At 41.7% G+C, this 19,270-nt stretch carries 21 protein-coding genes and 1 pseudogene; 17 read left to right on the forward strand and 5 right to left on the reverse strand.

The features are described from left to right. Position 1: 1 nt before the first annotated feature. The 3 genes from PSI23_RS15995 to PSI23_RS23490 are packed head-to-tail and all read left to right on the forward strand — an operon-like array spanning position 2 to position 1,378. On the forward strand, positions 2–742 hold the full coding sequence (locus tag PSI23_RS15995) for a hypothetical protein (RefSeq protein WP_273556020.1): 741 nt from the start codon (positions 2–4) through the stop codon (positions 740–742). Between the two features lie 8 nt (positions 743–750). Continuing rightward, complete coding sequence (locus PSI23_RS16000) at positions 751–1,203, forward strand: hypothetical protein (RefSeq protein ID WP_273556021.1); 453 nt, start codon at positions 751–753, stop codon at positions 1,201–1,203. Beyond that, positions 1,193–1,378, forward strand: coding sequence for a hypothetical protein (locus PSI23_RS23490; RefSeq protein ID WP_444876159.1), 186 nt, complete (start codon positions 1,193–1,195; stop codon positions 1,376–1,378). The genes PSI23_RS16000 and PSI23_RS23490 overlap by 11 nt, the downstream gene beginning before the upstream one ends. Before the next feature lie 306 nt (positions 1,379–1,684). Here the strand turns inward: PSI23_RS23490 and PSI23_RS16005 are convergent. The 5 genes and pseudogenes from PSI23_RS16005 to PSI23_RS16025 form a co-directional block, all read right to left on the reverse strand. After that, positions 1,685–1,991 (reverse strand): annotated as a pseudogene (locus PSI23_RS16005) (IS1 family transposase); the annotation flags it as partial. 222 nt (positions 1,992–2,213) lie between these two features. Continuing rightward, complete coding sequence (locus tag PSI23_RS16010) at positions 2,214–2,897, reverse strand: helix-turn-helix domain-containing protein (protein WP_273556022.1); 684 nt, start codon at positions 2,895–2,897, stop codon at positions 2,214–2,216. Positions 2,898–2,970: 73 nt separating this feature from the next. Next, a complete protein-coding gene (nadS, locus tag PSI23_RS16015) occupies positions 2,971–3,267 on the reverse strand; it encodes a NadS family protein (protein ID WP_273556023.1) in 297 nt (98 codons plus the stop codon). Between the two features lie 52 nt (positions 3,268–3,319). Further along, complete coding sequence (locus PSI23_RS16020; protein WP_273556024.1) at positions 3,320–3,643, reverse strand: type II toxin-antitoxin system RelE/ParE family toxin; 324 nt, start codon at positions 3,641–3,643, stop codon at positions 3,320–3,322. A gap of 265 nt (positions 3,644–3,908) precedes the next feature. Then, entirely contained in the window at positions 3,909–4,307 is a 399-nt protein-coding gene (locus PSI23_RS16025; protein ID WP_273556025.1) for a hypothetical protein, read from the reverse strand. A 177-nt stretch (positions 4,308–4,484) separates the two neighbouring features. On the opposite strand from PSI23_RS16025, the gene PSI23_RS16030 reads away from it, so the two are divergent. The 14 genes from PSI23_RS16030 (at position 4,485) to PSI23_RS16095 (ending at position 19,189) form a co-directional block, all read left to right on the forward strand. Continuing rightward, complete coding sequence (locus PSI23_RS16030; protein ID WP_273556026.1) at positions 4,485–6,284, forward strand: DUF8615 domain-containing protein; 1,800 nt, start codon at positions 4,485–4,487, stop codon at positions 6,282–6,284. Between the two features lie 50 nt (positions 6,285–6,334). Beyond that, a complete protein-coding gene (locus PSI23_RS16035) occupies positions 6,335–7,912 on the forward strand; it encodes a phage tail protein (protein WP_273556027.1) in 1,578 nt (525 codons plus the stop codon). Between the two features lie 19 nt (positions 7,913–7,931). Further along, a complete protein-coding gene (locus tag PSI23_RS16040) occupies positions 7,932–8,648 on the forward strand; it encodes a hypothetical protein (RefSeq protein ID WP_273556028.1) in 717 nt (238 codons plus the stop codon). Positions 8,649–8,693: 45 nt separating this feature from the next. Beyond that, complete coding sequence (locus tag PSI23_RS16045; protein ID WP_273556029.1) at positions 8,694–9,269, forward strand: hypothetical protein; 576 nt, start codon at positions 8,694–8,696, stop codon at positions 9,267–9,269. A 12-nt stretch (positions 9,270–9,281) separates the two neighbouring features. Next, positions 9,282–9,773, forward strand: a complete 492-nt coding sequence (locus PSI23_RS16050; protein WP_273556030.1) for a baseplate protein — start codon at positions 9,282–9,284, stop codon at positions 9,771–9,773. A gap of 2 nt (positions 9,774–9,775) precedes the next feature. Beyond that, the gene (locus PSI23_RS16055) at positions 9,776–10,330 is read left to right on the forward strand and encodes a hypothetical protein (RefSeq protein WP_273556031.1); all 555 of its coding nucleotides are present in this window, start codon (positions 9,776–9,778) and stop codon (positions 10,328–10,330) included. A 13-nt stretch (positions 10,331–10,343) separates the two neighbouring features. Continuing rightward, positions 10,344–11,063 (forward strand): phage tail protein, encoded by a 720-nt coding sequence (locus PSI23_RS16060; RefSeq protein ID WP_273556032.1) that lies wholly within the window; start codon positions 10,344–10,346, stop codon positions 11,061–11,063. Between the two features lie 11 nt (positions 11,064–11,074). Next, a complete protein-coding gene (locus tag PSI23_RS16065) occupies positions 11,075–11,908 on the forward strand; it encodes a hypothetical protein (RefSeq protein ID WP_273556033.1) in 834 nt (277 codons plus the stop codon). A 130-nt stretch (positions 11,909–12,038) separates the two neighbouring features. After that, complete coding sequence (locus PSI23_RS16070; RefSeq protein ID WP_273556034.1) at positions 12,039–12,521, forward strand: hypothetical protein; 483 nt, start codon at positions 12,039–12,041, stop codon at positions 12,519–12,521. 7 nt (positions 12,522–12,528) lie between these two features. Beyond that, a complete protein-coding gene (locus tag PSI23_RS16075) occupies positions 12,529–13,401 on the forward strand; it encodes a hypothetical protein (RefSeq protein WP_273556035.1) in 873 nt (290 codons plus the stop codon). Positions 13,402–13,463: 62 nt separating this feature from the next. Further along, positions 13,464–15,869, forward strand: a complete 2,406-nt coding sequence (locus tag PSI23_RS16080) for a hypothetical protein (RefSeq protein WP_273556036.1) — start codon at positions 13,464–13,466, stop codon at positions 15,867–15,869. A 145-nt stretch (positions 15,870–16,014) separates the two neighbouring features. Beyond that, entirely contained in the window at positions 16,015–16,218 is a 204-nt protein-coding gene (locus PSI23_RS16085) for a hypothetical protein (protein WP_273556037.1), read from the forward strand. Next, positions 16,218–17,630 (forward strand): baseplate J/gp47 family protein, encoded by a 1,413-nt coding sequence (locus PSI23_RS16090; RefSeq protein WP_273556038.1) that lies wholly within the window; start codon positions 16,218–16,220, stop codon positions 17,628–17,630. The genes PSI23_RS16085 and PSI23_RS16090 overlap by 1 nt, the downstream gene beginning before the upstream one ends. A gap of 8 nt (positions 17,631–17,638) precedes the next feature. After that, positions 17,639–19,189 carry a hypothetical protein gene (locus tag PSI23_RS16095; RefSeq protein WP_273556039.1) on the forward strand — a complete coding sequence of 517 codons (1,551 nt, stop codon included), beginning with the start codon at positions 17,639–17,641 and terminating at the stop codon, positions 19,187–19,189. The last annotated feature ends 81 nt before the right edge of the window (positions 19,190–19,270 follow it).

Here is a 19,270-nt window from a genome sequence, read left to right on the forward strand (position 1 = left end):
TATGCTAGATAACGAAAAACAAATAGCCGCATTTAAGGCATTGGTCGCTGAAGGATTACATCCACCAGCAGCATTGACTACATCCAAATTGACGGCTGATAAAGCAACCGAAAAATCATCATATTTTCGTGAACTCGTAAAGGAAGAGATTACCTATCCTACCTCAATAACTCACTCATTGAGCAAAATCACTGATGCAATCGGAAAGTTAACAATTTCTGCAAATGCGGCGAGTGCTTTCTATCACGCTATAGATGGCTATCAAAATCCGTCTCAATTGATCCAAATGCGTATCGGTTGGACATGTTATTTGAAGGGAAACATTTTACCCAATAGCACGCCGTTTTACTTAATTGAGGCTATTTCTGACACAGGAATAACTACCGCACAAAATCGGCTTGTTACGGATATAAAAATAGACGAGATAAAAGCAGCAATGGATGATATCAATTCGACCTTGGCTACTGGTGCTGGTGGTATTTCCTCACAACTTACTGCCAAACAAATCGCAAGGCTTAACAAAGCCGCTGAAGCATTAGATCATTCGTTGATCGAGCTTGAAAATGCAACTGAGGCCGTTAACCGCTTGGCTATTCAAGCCAATGATTCTGCTAATAATGCAAAAAAATCATTTAGTAATGCAGTGGACATTTCTCTCATTTCAGGATTACTTGAAAGCTCGGTTATGGCTGATGCATTAAAAGCTATAACGCCAAAATCTGTCATATCTGCATTATCGTAGGAGACGTCATGTTACTTGGCGGAATGACTTCATTTCCTATCGGAAAATCACTCAAATTCGTCGGCGTTGGCGTCGTGCTGACAGTTTTCTGTTTTGGCGGGTATCTTGTGCATGGCGAATACAAAAGCCTCACGAATGACGTTACAGAGCTAAATAAGGCTAAATCTGCTTTAACCAATGAGAATAAAAACCTAAAAGTGACTATTAGTACTCAGGATGAAAACATACGCCTATTGAACGGTGATATAGCAGCGCGAGACAGCCGCTTAAATGAGCTGGAAGAAACACAGAAAAATTTAGAGAATAAATTTAAGAAGCAACGAGAGGAAAGTTATGATGCTATTGAACAATTCAAAAAAAGGCTGGCTAATTCTCAGTGCGCTAATCAGCGTATGCCTGATGACATTATCAGGTTGCAACGCCAACGTACCGCAGAATTTAACAAACTCTATGGTGGTTAAAAAGCTGGTGGAAACGAAGCGTCCACCAGCAATAAAAGCGGTTATGTGTGATCTTCCAAATGACAACACCATGCTATGGGGAGATAACGTGATCTATAAGGAAAAAGTTAGGCAGTCGTTGGCAGAGTGCAATGATAAAAATAAAAGGGTAAATGAGATTAATGCAAAGATATAACTGAACGTACATGGACGAGATTGCGTCTAATTACATTTACAACCACATATATACGCATAGTCAGCCAAGATAAATAATAATGAAGTCTAAATCAGAGCAAACCAGCCAAAAACTTAGGGGTGGTTATTACACACCTCAACATTTAGCAGATTACGTTACTAAGTGGGTATTAAGTAAGCAACCGAAAAGTTTGCTAGTAACTGTAATTTTTTGTATCTATCAGATGGATTGGATTAACAGATTCAACAATTAATCGCAAGATGTAGAATTAAAGGAGGGTCATGTATTAAATAGTTAGATTTCTCATTAAAAATAGTGTTCACGCTCAATGAAAGTACCGATGACTTTGTCGTGTATTTCCTCCGATTTAGAATACTCTATCGTTTTTCTATTCAGCCTCTTTAACCGGATACGATGAGTTAAATTGTTTCTTTCTAAACGTTGGGTGAACGTCTTCCCAGTAAGATGTTTTTCTTCAGGAAGGGAAGCATAAGCGGAATAATCATCTGTACAGTAAAACCGGATGTTAAAAGGGGTTAAAAGTGCGAAAAGTTTTGTCTAATGTGCTTCTGCTGCGGTCACCAAAAACAGGGGCGACTACCCGCTTTAGCCGAGAATAGACATCAACTTTCGCCATGTTTCACCTTGAAAAAGCCAAAAGCATATCACAAAAACTAACTATTTAATACATAATCCGGCTTTTCACCATAAAGATAAATTTAGTATGGATCAAATTTAGCCCGCCAGCAACATGAATAATCAGCCTGTATGATTTCAATCACATTAAAATCCTCATCAATACTAACCAACGCCCCCCTGACTATCAGTAAATAAATTAATAATGTTTTTTATTTAGTTTATCAAACACACTCCAATACTCCGACCAATCCACTGCTTCATATTCTCCGGTTTCTTCGTTCCATTCACCACTGAAAGGATTCTTTGTCACAGAAGTAATCCAAAATCCAATTGCAGGAAAGTCGGGATCACTTTCAAATATTTCAGCAATACGTTTCCAATGATGTTCATGACCATTTTTAGGCGGGAAGTCAGATAAATAAGCCCTGATAAACTTGGCAGATTCTGCATAGTTTTCTTTTTTGACGATAGCTCCGTCATATGTCATTAATAGAACAGCTCTATGATGTACCGGTATATCGTCGCGTTTGTATAACAACCATACATCATCAATACGATCATAGTAGAGGTATTCGTTACAGCCTAAATAATGCGTTGCCATATCGTTCCAAATAACGGGCCCACTTCCACTCGCATTATGTAGTTCCTCCACGCACTCAGCTTTTTTACCTGGCCATACTGCTATAATTGTAGTGCAACTCATATATCCCCCTTTTTTCAGCGTTCCCGGTTTCAGGTCGGATTGCTGTGCTAATTCCGACAAACTGATCCCTGTTTTACGTACTGCGGCTAGAATATCGTTACAATTCCAGTCACTCGTTTGCCTATAATGCTGATCAATCGACTTGTTCTCCCTCAACACCACGGCTAAAACAGCCATCAAGCATTTCAAACGCAGCCATTAATCATGTAGTTACGCGCTACAGGCAAACTTCACAGCTAGCCTCAAATGTCTACAAAGATTTTAATGTATCTACAATACTCGGATTTTTCTCTATCAAACATAACATTTTTAGCGCCATTCCTGACGGGATACGGCGTTTTTGTTCCCAACTTTTCAGTGACCAAAAACTGGCACCTATCATGTCTGCAAATTCTTGTCGTCCCATACCAATACTCTCACGGATAGACTTTACGTTAGGAATGGCGTGGCGGTGGACATGTTCAAGTTTAGGTTGAATTTTACCATTTTCAATCTCAACCATTTCATTAACACCACTAAGAAGCTCTGCAAATAATTCTTTTTCCATAAATTTACCCTCGTTATGGAGAGGTTAACCGCCCGAAGGCGGTGTTTATTGTTTATTTCATGTGTTGAATAGCGTTTTTAAGCTGATTTTTCTGCTCTTGTGTTAAGTCTGCCTGTACGTTTTTAGGATAAACGAACAACAGATATAGCCGCCCACTTAACGTTCTAGCATAATAGATAATTCGCACTCCACCACGTTTCCCCATTCCCTTGCGACTCCAGCGAATTTTTTTACATCCGCCTGTTTGACTAATCGTGTCGCCAGTATCATGGTGTTTCAGTAAATAACTTTGGAGTTCCTGAAACTCTTCATCTTCCATGAGTTCGGTTCTCCTCTTACTGAATGCGGTGGTTTCGATAAACTCCAAATAATCCATCTGAACCCCTGATTGCTATCCATGCGAATATAATAGGGGTACTGAGTACCCGATGTCAACAAAAATCGGGTACTCAGTACCCATTTTTGTTGTATGACTAAGAATAAGAAATGAGATTAGAAACTGCTTGTTGTATTATGCGTCAGCTTTCTGTGCGATGAATTAGGGGTCAAAAATAACTCAATTTTCTTTGTATCTAGTGAGCTATTTAACAAAAGCCGCCTCAAATGGGCGACCTCTCTTATGGAGACAAAACTATGGCGTGCTATTTGTAAAACATCTCATCTATAGATACTTTATCGCCCATTTTTTCTAAACACATATCCTGAATGGCCTTGCTAGCGCTTCCTTCCCCAAGTTCCTGTAAAAATTCATACATCAGGGATGGCATGGATAAAGACGCAATTTTAGGGTTTTTCAGTGTTCGTTTCTTACCGATCTTAGGCCAAGGGATCTTTATTATCGTTTCATTGTTCACATCACGCATATTGAAAATGAACAATGGTTTTTTTTGGTACTCCAAAACAATTTCTTTTGCCGTTTCGCGCAAATCTGCATCTGCAAGCAATGACTCAATGTGTTGATGAATCGCCTTTCTATTACGTGTAAAGCACCGATGACTCTGACGACCGTTTTCATATGTCAGGTAAGCGCGATAGCTCATAGTTTCCTTTTTGCTACTAATTAAATTGGACTGTTTCAGATAAATTCTAATTGATTTTTTTAAAAAAAACACCAAAACCACATGGTTAGGGTTATGAATGGATATTGTAGTTAATCCATTCTAAACAAGTCGAAAAGCTGACTCCCGTATCTTCGCACTCTGAAAAGGGACATTACGGTGAGTAATAATATTAAAGAATTCAAAGAACGTCAGAACGACGTGAACGAACGCGCTGCGCAAGTCCTTTCGTTTGCAGCTCATGCACAATTCAAGGACGGTTTGTTCATAGAAGATCCACAAGAACGTTACGATAGTATTTTGGAGGCGGCTAAAACTGTCCCTATGTTTGATGGTATAAACCCTGAATATGTCGGACAAGTTGCCAGCGCTTGGGCTGATAGTTTAGCTGAATACAGTGATCGCAACGGTCATTACCCATCATCTGAAATTCTCGCCAACTGCCATCATGCGTGTGAGCGTTTGATTTTAGAAGCAGCGGCAGAAAAACATGAGGGTGTTGGTGCTGCCATGTTCGAAAGTGTTAAAGCTGATATGTCTACCAGTGATGGTGTGATGCGTCAGGCTCTTTTTGCTGCACTCATTTTACCTACAGCGTTAGGTGCCGCCACAGGTGATGTTTGTACTTTCGTACCATGCGAACGTGACGAATCAATCGTATATGAAGTTTTCAACGTAGCTGGCACTAAATTTGGCTCCTATAACATCGGTGATGAACTGAATATGCAGTCGGCCGGTGTTTACTCACAAATGAGTCGCACATATATTTTTCCTGAGTCACAGCAACCTGACGGCACTAAAAAAACATTCAAATTTAAGTTGGCTGAAACTCAAGAAGGTCAGGCGATGCCTATCCGCGCTGGCCGTACGGTTTTGATGATTAACCGCAAACGTTCTGACCATGATAACAGATCGGGCAAGGTTTACTTTGATAGCCAAGATCATTCAGGAATTACTCATTCGGTCACCGGAACCATTGATTACTCCAAAGGCGAAATCATTGTTGAATTTAATGGCAAGGATGTGCCAGCAAAAGGTACTGAACTCGCTGTTGCTCTCGAAATTGATATTGAGAAAAAAGCCGACCTGATCCCGTTGATTAACCACGGAATGCGTAAATGGACTGTGGTTCCGTCCCAATATGTGCTCGCAGCCGAACACACTATCCAATCTTTAATGGATGCTAAACGTGAATTCGGTCTGGATTTGGCATCAATGCAATTCTCAGCCGTGCGTAATTGGCTGTCTCATGAAATTGACATGATGCGTCTTCGTAAGATCGTGTTCCATACTATCTATGGTAGTGAATTCGATATAGCGTTGCCAACCACACAACAATGGGGTTCATACGTTGCGCTGCTGAAATCGGCAATCACAAACGAATCAACCAAAATGACTAACCGTACTAAAAAAACGGGTATTCGCGGTGGGTTTGCTGGTGGTGGTGCTGCTAATTTCATTAAATCAATGCCGGAAACGTACTTTAAACCTGCTGACGGTTATGTCCAATCTCCACGCATTCAATTCATCGGTACGCTGTTTGGCGTGTATCGTATTTTTGAAGTGCCGGATGCCGTCTGTGAGCAACTGTCTAGCGAAGGTTGTGAATTCGCTCCAAACGACATTTTTTTCTACGGGCGTGGTGACAATATCGGAGATGCCGGTTTAGTTGCCGGTGATGCTATCCCTGCAATTCCATTTATTCATCCAACCACCACTTCGCTGATCAATCGCACTACATTGTGGGGTTCATCTGTAAATGAGATTCACCCTAGAAATGGCGAAAAATATTTCACAAAACTCACACTGACTAATACCAAGATCGGTGCTATCGACATGCTCACCGGAAAACTCATTGCGGGTGAAAATTCTCATGACGCTGGGGGGCTTAGTGAAGAACAAACGAGTTCGACCTCTAAAAAAGATGACGAAAAAAAGAACGAAACAAAAAATAATTAATTGAATATCATTAATTATGGTGCCAGAAATGGCACCATAAAGGATAAAAAATGAATAAAATTCCTTTAGCCATCGGTCAAGCCACCGGTGTTGCAATTATGCCGCCAAATGCGGATGCAACATTTACAAACGCGACTGGCGGATCATCCGTTTTTGCAGGTGTGGTTGTTGCCAAACGCGGTAAACCGAACACAGTACAGCTCGTCACACCAGATACATTGCAAAAAGTGTTAGGTGATCCAATCCACCCTCATTCTGGTCAATATTTTGAACCGTATCGCCACGTATATCAGGCTCTAAATGGTGGTAATGGCTATGTGGTCCGCGTCGAAGCAAGAGGCATGAGAATTCCTGTACTCAGCGTGATTAAAGGTTTTGACAAATTTGATCCGCCTAGTCTTTACGCCAGCGATGTTTCCTCAGATCATGAAATGAAAGCAGGTGAAAATTCTTTCTTCGAAATCTATGTTAACGATGGAGACGCATCCACCAATCGCAGATTATCTCTAATTGAGGATAAAGACAGGCAAGGGATGTATACACTCATCCTAAAAGAAGTTGATGATTTAGGTAAAAAGATCACACTAGATACCATTCAGGTATCGTTTAAGCCTGAAGCTACCGATGACATGGGACAACCTGCTTACCTGCCTATTGCACTGGAAAACAATACGCATCGTCTACGCGCAGTTGTAGGGGGAATTATATCAAACCTGCCAGGTAATTACGGCGGGTTTGAAGATAAGCCGTTTGTTGGCGGTTATGACGGTGATATGGGCAATATTACCAGTCAAGCATATTCGAAAGCGATCAAAGCGCTTGGTGCTTCAATGGTGAATTACACTGCCATTTTGTCATTGGGTTGTTATGACGGTACGGCACTGTCTGAATTAGCAAAATTAGCTAATGATGTCCGTGTAGACATGTTTTGCGATTTACCACCGGCTTCTATGCCGTCTAAAGCGATTGAAGCGGCCCAAGAGCAGGGATTTGGTAGTTACGCACATGTTTGCCGTTACCATTTTCCCTACAGTTGCCGCGATGCTTTCTCCGGCGCACGAGTTGTTTATGGTTTATCTGGCGATGCGTTTACAGCTAAAGCCAAAGGGGTTGCGATGGTTTCAGATGTTGGTGGCTATCATCTATCACCAGCTGGACAATCACGCGGAGTACTTATCCGACAAAACATCAAGCCGTTACCTGCCGCTGCTGAAATTGATCACGAACTCTACGCGACTAATGGGATCAATACCGTTGGTTTTGCCTCAGATGGTTCTGTCATGATCGATGATGCACTCACCACTTACGCCAAGAAAAACTATTTCCGATTCCAGCATGTGAATAGCATTTTCAATGCCATTGCTCGCCTTGTTTATGACATTGGAAACGCGTTGAAACATGAACCAGATGGCGTTACTCGGCGCGGCTTAGAAAGAGAAATCCCTAAGTTACTAGATCGGTTTGTTGCATCTGAAGCGCTCGTAGCACCACGTAATACCGCAGATGGCACCGCTCCATACGTTGTAACAGTAGTACAGGATGAATTTGATATGTGGCATGTCAAATACGCAGCTTGTCCAACAGGTGTATCACGCCGAATCGTAGCTGAGCCTGTGTTAATCCCGTAATCAAGTAGGTAACGAAAAAATGAATAAAGGTATTTTCACACGCGGAACGCTACTTACTTCCCGTTTGAGTGCATTCGCAACACCAGTTGGTCAGGCAGCTATGATGGAGTCCAATCAGACTAAATCTGATAAACAAATGCCACCAACTGAAGATAAAAATAAATCAGAAGATATGCTGCTAGAAGCGGTATATAAAAAGGCGGGACAGGATTATCGTGGCATCGCGGCCGCATCTGTTATTGATTGGATCCAGAATGGTGAAGGCACATTTGATTCATTTGATGAATTCGCCCTTGGACTGTCTGATCTTGTACAAGATAGCGATGAAGAGCCAACCGATGAACAAATCGACGACTACAACATGTGGTTAGGACTTATGGCGGATGCGGCAGTTTCAATGGGAGCAGATCAAAGCGACGTAACGGCAATGATCGACAATGCTGATGATGACGCAGCGGATGCAGTCCTTTCTGCAATTGACGTTTCACCAGACGATGAAGACGACATTATTGCCGAATTTTCTGTCACTGGTGATATTGATGGGGCAATGATGGAAGCAAGCATCAAAGTTGTACGCAATGGTGTAGTTAAACTGATCCGTAAGCAGCCTCGCCCACGTCGTTTAAGCGCGGCGCAAAAAAATGCGTTGAAAAAAGCACGAATGAAAGCCCAAACAGCGTCGGCCAAGAAAGCCCGTAAAAAATCCAACCTCGTACGTAAAAAACGCGGTTTGTAACAATGGCACCACCAGTCATTTAGCTGGTGGTGCAAGGGGAATTACATGATTTGTGGTGCGGTTATGCCGGACGGTATCAGTCCATTTCTAAAAGCGTTTATCACTAACGAAGAATCGATGGTTGTAGGCTATATCGGTGATGGTGCTATGGCGACTTTGCAGGCCCTTTGGGAATCACCTTTCGAGAATGATTCTATTGGTTCGATGGCCGGTACATCAACTATATCTAATGGTGTGCAGGCCATGACAGATAACACATCCATAACTCGTATTAATTCGTTAATGGTTTGGCAAGGACAAAAACCACCGCAAATAACGCTACCGTTACACTTTATGGCGAAACAAGACGCTAAAGTTGAAGTTCAATCCGCGATCATGACGTTACTACAAATGGCGTCGCCTGAGCTTGGCGTTGCAATGCCAGGAGGAAGACGACCTGAGCCGGTTGTTCTCGATATAGGTAGGCGATTAAAACTCACTGATGTTGTTATTCAAGAAGTGAGTTTCGAATTGGATGCACCTAAAACTGCTGAGGGGTATTACACACATAACACAGTGACGCTCTCGATCTCAGGTATGCAAGTACAAAATAGATCAGAAATCCCTTACATGTTTATTTGATGGAGTTAATCAATGGCTGGTTTCAGTAATAGCAGAGCTAATAAAGCGTTTCTGAGGAAACGTTTTAACCAATCAAAAGCGGCGGGTGAGCGACTCGTTGGCGCTGATTATTGGATGGTTATCAGAGGATACGAACATCTATCCATTCTTATTCGTACCACTCAGCTTGGTGAATTTACTCGTGAAGATGTCGAGGATTATGCACCTTCTGGCGTGAAAATAAATCAGCACGGTGTGTTTAGAAATCAGGGGGAATTTCAGTTTCAGTGTGCGGAAACGATTGAAGGGGATGTTTTAACCGCTGCAAAAGAATGGGTTTTGGAAAAGGTATATTTGGACATTGATATTTACTTAGCCAGTGAATCTAAAAATGGAGAATGGGGCAAACCAATTCGTACATATGAAATGGTTAAACTGTACTGCGACGCAGTTGATATGGCAGCTGAAGATGTTACTGCTATCGTTCGCCCGTCTATGCGTGCTGTGTATAACTGGCAGGAATAATCATGACACCTATGCAACTCTTAGATTCTGTTAAAACGCGATTCAGGCCGCTCCTTGTCGTTGAAGAAGACACGCTAAAAGGGATGCTTGTTAAGGCGCTTACAGAATATCAAGACCGCGCAGGGCTTATTAAACGGATTCATGTAGAGAAAGAGGCGGGGACTTCCCTGCCCTATCCTGATGACTATCTTGAGTTGATCCACATAATTGATAAACGTGGTTCACTCGTTTTTACTGAACCGTATAACGACGCTCTAACGCTCGATTTGATGGGAGACGAACTCTACCCCTTTACGCTCGTTTATCTCACAAATATACGGGATTGTGATTTAGATAATTGGGTTATTCCGCCTAGTATCTGTGGCGTACTAGAAAACTATCTTGAATGCCTGATCGATATTCAAAACACTGAACGTAAGCGGCGTGTATCTGTATCTGGCAAACTTGATGTTAGCCACCTTCCAGATGAACCAACGCTATATCAGCGTAAAATTGATCTTGAAGAAAAAATGTCTTCTAACAGAGCCATTATCACCGGCGCTAGCTTAATGCCGTAAGGATACAACAACGATGGGGATCTTCAGCGGTGTGGGTAAAGAACTTGGCTACAACAATTTATCCAGCTTTGGTAAAGCCGCAAGCAACAATTTCATTAGCAAAGTTTTGGAGCGTTCAACCTCGATGCTATCCGGCAATTATGGCAGTGCCGGAAGACAAAGTACTGAAATTCGTAATGCGAAATCACTTGTCTACTCTGCCCTTCGTATTCGTTATGCACAAGGTTGGCAATGGGCCATAGAAGCAGATGGGCTTAATGGTTTAGATATGTTTGCTAAAGATATCACTTATGACTCAATAACGATCGAAACAGAATCTAAACAGATAGGTGCTGTGGTTTTTAACAAACCAACACATAGAGAAGCTGGCACAATAACTATTACTGTTCGTGATTCCGAAGATGGCGCAATTGCGCGTTGGTTTGACGAAAGAGCAGATCGCGTAACAAATGGCGATGGGACTGTTAATATCCCTTCTCAATATGCTATGGGAATCCGTATATATCGTGTAATGCAAAGCGGCGGGATTGAATTAGATAGCGAGTTTGACGTGTTCCCTACCTCTCGTGGAGAGACAACACGATCCCGTGATCAGGTGACAGAATTCCTCTCCTACCCACTGACATTTATTAAAACTTCATCTATTAAAACAACCAATTCATCAATCATTGGTGGAACACTAAGCAAAGCAACACATGATGCTGTTAGCTCTAATAATATTATTAAATTTTAAATGGGTTATGTATGCAAATTCCTGATTTCCCCTTGCCCTCTAATCCAAATACAGAAGTTCGGTTCCGAATGCCTACAGTGGCCGATTCCATGTCATACAGTGGTGCCGATCCTGAGCAAGAAGAATCCCTGACAACACGATATTTGAATGAAATTCAGTGTGGAGAAAATAAATACGATGCTGAGCTTTGGACAGCGCAAGATCGTCGCACCGCATTATGGTGGATATTCTGCAACTCCAGAATAGATACTACATTAACCGTCTCTTATACGTGCTCTCATTGCAATGAAGAGCACTACTACGACTACGACGCTAGAGAACTGGACATGACTGCTGGCGTACTCACTATTGAAGTGTTTGAAACTGTATCTATCCCGGTAAACGGTCATCCTCATAATTGGATACTGAAACCATTAGATGGTCGTGCAATGGAACACCTCGAAGCCGCTTGTAACAACCTACCACCATCCAGTGATCCTTCTCATAAAGAGGAAATAATTAATATCAGGATTATGGAGTTAGCACACCAAGCTCATTTAAGTGAACAACCTGAAAATTTCATGAAGGCTGCCCAAATTCGTTACGAACTCATAAAGCAGATGGCAGTTGATACAGAATTTTCACCTTTAGTTGCCAGTATTGAGCTAATGAACCGCCGACTAGCTCATGGACTCGCTATGCATATTGAAAAAGGCGCAGCCAATCTACTATTACCAAAACATCTCTGCCCTAATTCAGTTAAGGAGGGTACAGCCAGTCAATACACGCGGCTGTACACCCCATTTCGGAATCACAACTTCTTTCCAGACTTTAGATCTCAATGGATGGCTGGTATTAACAACTAATCTTGCTCTCTACGGTAATCAACCCGCAGGTGATATAGACAGGCTACCTGAATGGCGAGCATTCAAAATGAATGAGTCGCTAGAAGAAAAGTTTAAGAAGAATACGTGATGGTGGATGGTGAAATAATAAATGGTCAACACAGCATTAAAGCTACAAGAGCAAGAACGCATTATCAATGCGATTGAAAAAGCCAGTAACGCAGAATTATCCGCTCTCGCGGATATACGCAATTTACTCAGTAAAAATAACAAGATTAATGCTGATGACGATGGGTTAATTATCAACCGGCCATCACGTATACCGCAAATTTCAAAAAAAACTCAGCACAATACTCTTGGTTTAAAACTCATTGAGGCAAAAAAAATACCTCAAGAAAACTCACGTCAAATAAACGACATTCACAATACAAATGACCAGCAAATGAATGATATTCATCATTCAAATGAACACCAAACAGTAGGAAAACCAAAACGCAAAGCAAACATCAAGCAAATAAACGACACTCACAATACAAATGACAGGCAAACGAATGATATTCATCATTCAAATGACGAGCAAATAACAAAAAAAAAAGAATGGCACAGACAGAATTCCAAATTCAGTCTCATTTAAATCATATTTGGCAAACAAAAAAGCACTAAATGGAAATCAAAAAGAACTCGCATCTGTAGCAGCAAAAAATATCAAAACAGAGATTGATACTATCTCTACAACCCCTACACGCGACAATAAAGGTACAAAAACCGAACAACCCCGAACAGCGTCAGGCCGTTTCGCGTCAAAAGACAAAAGTGAATTACTCAAAGCAGATAAAACCCACCAACAAGAAAGAAAAGATAATGAAAAAATGCAGAAAGGGTTTCTGCGTAAACTCGGTGGAATTATTGGTCCGTCAAACAAAAGGCTGACTGAAACAGGGGATGGTAGCGCATTAGATGTCGTTGGTTCTGCTGGTGGCTCTTTCTGGAAGGCAGGGAAAGAGGCCGCGAACGTAACATCTAATGCAGTAAATAACGTTATTTCACTGCATGATTGGGTTAAAGGTCAGCGCAAGGAAACTAAACCCGCAATAAAACAAGCGTCCGTCACAAGTCCATCTATTCCGGTCCCAACATTAGGTAACGAAAAACAGACAAAATCAGCAAAAGAATTCGCGGAACAAGGCCAAAACGAACAAACGAAAGCTATCCAAGAACAGACCAAACTAAATCAAGTTAATGATGAGAAAGTTATCAGTCTACTTGAAGATCTCGTTGATAAGAGTAAAGGGAAGAGTGGCGACAGCATTCTAGGGACACTCTTCAGCGCAATTGCTATAAAGGCTATCGGGAAAAAAATAGGCGGCAAGCTGGGTGCTGCGATTTTGTCTGCGTTGTCCCTGGGTAAAATAAAATCACTATTATCCAGATCCAGTGGCACTAATGGCAATGGTATTGATATTGACCGACGCAGCGAAAAGAAAATAAAAAAACAAAAAATAAAAAAGGTTTAAAAAACATAGGAAAAGGTGCTGTAAAAACCACAGCCGCAACCGTTGGTTCAGCTGGTGCAATAATGGCGGGTAAAACGATTCTCGAAGGTACTGAAGAGAAAATCAGTGAAAATGCGACGCAAAAAACCGTAACAAAAGGTGCGGAGAGTAGTACGACAAAAGCAGCGAAAGCAGGAACAGAAAAAAGTGCCACCAAAGCAGCGAAAGCAGGAACAGAAAAAAGTGCCACCAAAGCAGTAGGCAAACTCGCAGGTAAAACCGCGCTAAAAGCTGTTCCTATTGTTGGAACAGTTTTAAGCGCCGGTTTTGATGCCTATGACGGTTTTACAGATACAGATGCACAACAAGAAACGTTTGGCCTAAAAGAAGGCCAAGATGCTACAACCCGCCAAAAAACAGAATATGCTCTTGCGAATATTGCTGATATGGGGGGGTTAGTTTCCGGCACTGCCGGATTATTGGCGGATGGAGCTAAATGGCTAGGGATGGACAATACAGCTGAGGCATTGACATTTGATACCGGTGACATTGCTAAGGCATTAGATAACAAAGTGACCAGTGCGCTTAATCTCTTCTCTTCAGACAGCCAAAATAAAGATGAACAACAGATCAAACAAAGTGAGTCAGAAAATGTTGAGTTGATTAAAGCAGTAACTGAAGGTACAAATAAAACAACTCAAGCCATAAACAGCTTAGCTAATCTCGGCACTAAGATGGGAGAAGATGGTAAAGTTGTTCCTACCGATGGCGTTTTCCCAACCGCGCCGACTCAAAATAATTTTGGTGACAACCTTAATATTGGTGGTAAAAACGCCAGTAACCGTAATTTTCGCAATAATAATTTTGGTAACTTAGTCTATGTAGGACAGAAGGGGGCGCGTCTTGAAGACGCAAACGCAAAAGGTGATCGTACTTTTGCTAAGTTCGATACGCCAGAAGAGGGTATGAGGGCACTTGCTAATCAAATTACGTCATATGCTAACGGAACATCAAAAGCAGTCGGCTACCAGAAATTAAATACCGTTGAATCCATCATTACTAAATATGCACCAAAAAGTGAAAATAACACCGAAGCATATATAGCCAATTTATCAAAAGCGTTAGGTGTTAACGCTGATCAGCAATTAGACCTGTCAAACCCTGAAGTCATGACAAAAATGATCAGGGCTATTTCAACCATTGAAGGAGGAAACCCCCAAGTAACCGATGAGTTTATTAAAAATGCAATCGGAAATCGTGACGAATCAATCAATTCATGGGTAGGTCGATTTAGTCCAGAAACATTGGCTCATGTGAACAAATCACATGCTGATCAAGGGATAAAGGCTATTTCTTCAGATGATCAATTTAGCTCCCCAATAATCGCTGGAACAACAGTTAAAGCTAAACAAAGCATCACATCTACCATACCAGCAGCATCATTAATGTATACCGTTCCAGAATCAAAAACAAAACATAAAGAAATTCAAGACGCAAAAGAAGTTAAAGAATCAGATGATAAAAAAACAGGATTTTGGGAAAGCATCCAAAATGCGCGTAATACTGTGGATGAAAAGTTCACCAGCGCTTTAGAGAGCAACAATGTTGCAGGTATTCGCCTGAATAGACCAGATTCAAGCCTAACGCTTCCAGCCAATGTAAGCGAAGCGAGTCTTCCTGCCGGATTACAAACGGCCATGCTTTCCGCAGACCAGATCGCCCAAGCGAATAGAGCTAGACGTATCAAAAATCGGGTTCACAACCCGCTAGTACAAACGCAAGGTTACAGAGAAAACATATCAGTATCTGCAATAAAATCTACTAATGTACGTAATGATAAGAAAATAGCAGATTCTACAAACGAAAACGGTATGCCGGTTATTCCTGCAAGTGATGTAAATAAAATTTTACCAGCGAACTATCAACCTCAATATATCGATCAGCAATCCGCAGGTGGTTTTTCACAAACTCTGGCTGACATTGTGTTACCTAGTATGGCCGATACAGCTAAAAGCATGACACAAGGTTTTTCTAGCAGTGGAATGCTTGACGATATGTTGGGGAAATTTGGATTAGATAACGATCAAGCCAGGGCATTTTCCCCCCTCACTGGCTTTATGACCCAAAAAATTGACAGTCATGTCAGCGGCATAGTAGATACCGTTGCAAATACGATACGTCAGCCTGTCACCATGACCATGCCCAGCCGCCTACCAACTGTTACGGATTTAGCAGGTAGTGGTGTGAAAACGCCTGTTACACGCGATAAATCATCCAGCACTATAGATAGCGCAATGCTGATCCAACTGCAAAAAATATCCGCGTCTATAGACAAGCTGATCGGCGTCCAGAAAGAAGTTAATGGCAAAGGAAAAGATCCAAATACTACAACGAATTCCGCGCAGCCAGCACCTAGAAATGATATTCCTCTTGGTGCCGCAGGCGACGCACTAACAGAAATGCTTAGAGACAGGAACAACCAGGGATGAATGAGATTGACTGCTTACTACGTATAGATTCTGGTGGCTTAACCCTCAAGTTAGGGGAAAACGAATCATTACCAGCAAGATTAGAAGAGTGGTTGCGCACTCCGCTTGGGAGTATTTATGTTTACCTGAGTGGGGCAATCCCTTAGTGGAATTCAAACATGAACCAACAAACCAGCTCGTGGCCGTCTTCATTGAGAATCGTTTGATCTCCAAATTACGGGCTGATGTTCCAGAAATTAACCTATCAGGGATACGCTGCGCACCAGCCAATGATGCAATAGATATGTATCTAATCACATTCAAAATACAAACCGGTACAGTCACCATTGGACTTCAGAAGGGGGATTAATGACTATTCAAGATTTACTGGATAAATTTAATGAAACGCTCCAGAAAAATAGCTGGTGGGCACGTTTTACTAACAGTCAGTTTGTCAAAATGATGGCGATTTTCGGCACTCAGGTAATTTATTACGCCCAAACTTTTGCTGAACGGGCTTTAGCAGAGGGATTTATCTCTACAGCTACCAAGCGTTCATCCATTTTGGCCGCAGCTGAAGACAGGGGATATGTCGGCCGGTTAATCACCCCAAGTAATGGGTTAGCTTCCGTGCGAAACAAAACGTCCACACGAATTCAATTACCGGCATTTTCCACGTATTTATCGGATCACCAGTATCCATACATGATCATGGACGTGTTAGATATACCAGCAGGTGAGACAATTAAAGATATCAGCATAAAACAGATGGAGGTTGTTAACGTCACGAAAATAGTACAATTAGAAGAAGGATTCATGTCAATCATTCTTCCTAAAGACCTGACAGAGGAATGTGTGAAGATAGACGTCTATGTCACTATTGATGGCGTAAAAGAATTATGGGAAGAAAACCCGCAATTTCGTCTGGCTACTGGGATAAGTAAAAACTACGTCTTATTTTATAAGCCGACAGAACAACTGGGCATTCGCTTTGGCGACGGCTCTATCGGGAAAATTCCACCAGAAGGCAGCATCATCGACATTCATGCCTGGTGCAGTTCTGGCGATATCACCCTGGTAGAAGGGCAAAAGTTAGCACCGTCAAACTCGTTCTCTACATACACAAATAGTTTAGAAATTATAACAACAACACCCATTACAGGTGGTGCAGGTAGCGAAACAACGGAAGAGATTAGAAACCGCGCTCAATACTACGTTGCATATGATGACCAAGTTGTTTGGGGTGGGGACTACAAATTTTATTTGAAATCAAAGATTGTTGGCACATCATGGCTTAACGTCTGGGGAGAACAACAACAAGAAAAAGCTACCGGCATTAAAGATCTGAATAATATTAACTCTATTTTCATTTGTGGCCATAAGCCCAAATCAACTCAAGAATCGTTGAAAAACGAAATCTTAGAGGCTTTAGAATCCATACCCAATGCGTTGAACAAAAAATTCGTTTATGTCAAATCTAACGAATTACCATTCACGATAAAGCTAACAGGGATCGCCATCAAAAGCGTCATTATCTCAGATGCAGAAAATAAAATCCGTGATCGGCTAAATACTCAGTTCGGGCGTGATGCTACCAGTTTCGATTCGAACAGTTCAGGCGATTTCGAACAGATACGTGTCAATAACCTTTGGGCTAGTGCTGAATCGCTTGGTGTACTGGCTGAATTCCAAATTGAGGTCATTGGCATGACTGACGCAAAACAGTTGAATGACTTTATCTATCTCGATACTAAAAATTCAGTGTTCGAAATTTCTTATTAAGGCTAGACATGATTAAGGATTGGTTAAAGAACAGGCTTACACCAGAAAAGCAAAAATCAAAACTATGGTGTGAGTTTACTGACAGTTTACAAATTGTTTTAGAAAAAACGGTTGAGCCATTGTTGGAGCGTATTTCCAGTCGGAAATCGATTTTTACAATGCACCATGAAGATCTGGATAAACGCATAGCAGAATTGGGCAAGTTTTTCATCATTCGGACGGAAAATGAGAAAAGTAAACCCGTTTTACTCTCTCAACGTCTTGATGAAATCCATTTTAAGGGCACTGAACGGCCAATTTCCTCAACTTTTTGGCGTGAATTTAAAAATCTTCCGGCCAAATGGGTGCCATTGTGGGCACCAATAGATCAGACACGCTTTCCATACGGAGCACTTTTCCTCCCACAAGATCTGGTAGACGCCGCGCAATCAAAATATGGCAAATTCTTCCTTACCTCACGCGGTGTAATCCAATTGTCGTTAAACACACTGTATGAACAATATGGTTACAAGGAACAGGCCAAGCTGTTCAGAAAACTTACAGAACAATTCGATCAGGTCATTGCCCCTCTTATCCCATTAGAAATCGTCTTTAATGGATTCCATTTTTACTTTTACTTCACAATAACTGAAGAAGCTGAATTACTTATACTCAAGCAAATCAGCGTATTAGTAGATGCAAAATTTAAAATTCAAGAAGCAGCCAGCAAATTGTCGGGTTCCATCAGACAATTAAAACTGCCTAATCAAGTCATAAGTGCCATTATTCGCCCACTGAAACAGACCATTTGTCACTTTGATGAAATGCCCCTTGATGCATGGGCATTAGATTTGCACCAAACGCCACCAATCATTCCTATCCCTTTTGGCTCTCAAAGTGATCCACGGTTTAACATCGTTGATAACAAAATATGGATATCGACTGAAGGTCATTATGGGTGTCTTGTGTCGCTGAAAGGGGAGGGGATAAAGCGTTACTCGTTTCCATCATGGGCTAAAAAGGCTTTTTTGCCTATTCCCACTGAAAAGATCACTCTGATAGAAAAAATAACGTATTGTGTCATGCCAGAATTTCTTCTTTACGAAGTCCAGCTGGAAGAACGCAACGACACCGTTCGCCTTAAACATACAACAGAACAGGTATGCATCAGCGCAATACCAGAAAAAAGCGGCACGGTTGAAAGAGTACGATTCAATGCCAAACTCTCGTCTAATATGGCAGATATCCCATTCAAAGCACGACCCCGCCTGAAAATGGGTGAAATTCGCCTTTTTTATGCGGTTCAACTGGATGATCACAGCGATATCACTCGCCTCAAGCACACTACTAAACAAGTGAGTGTCAGCGCAATACCAGAAAAAATCGACATGGTTGAAAGAATGCGATTCAATGCCGAACTTTTGTCCAGTATGGAGCCTATCGAATTCAAAGCACAAATAACTCATTTGAAAATGGATGAAGTGCCATTAGATATGTGGGCACTTGATGTTAACGTACTTGCACCGCCCGTATTTATGGGCGATCCGCGTCTTAGTACTACAGCCGTAATTGCTCTGTAAGCCGATGATCTCCCCGGCGGCGGTAGTGACATTGTTGCGCCCGGTATTGATGCCGTCGTCGCCAGTCTGACCAATGTAAAA

The sequence above is a fragment of the Xenorhabdus yunnanensis genome (assembly GCF_028598805.1).
In the GTDB taxonomy this organism is placed as follows: domain Bacteria; phylum Pseudomonadota; class Gammaproteobacteria; order Enterobacterales; family Enterobacteriaceae; genus Xenorhabdus; species Xenorhabdus yunnanensis.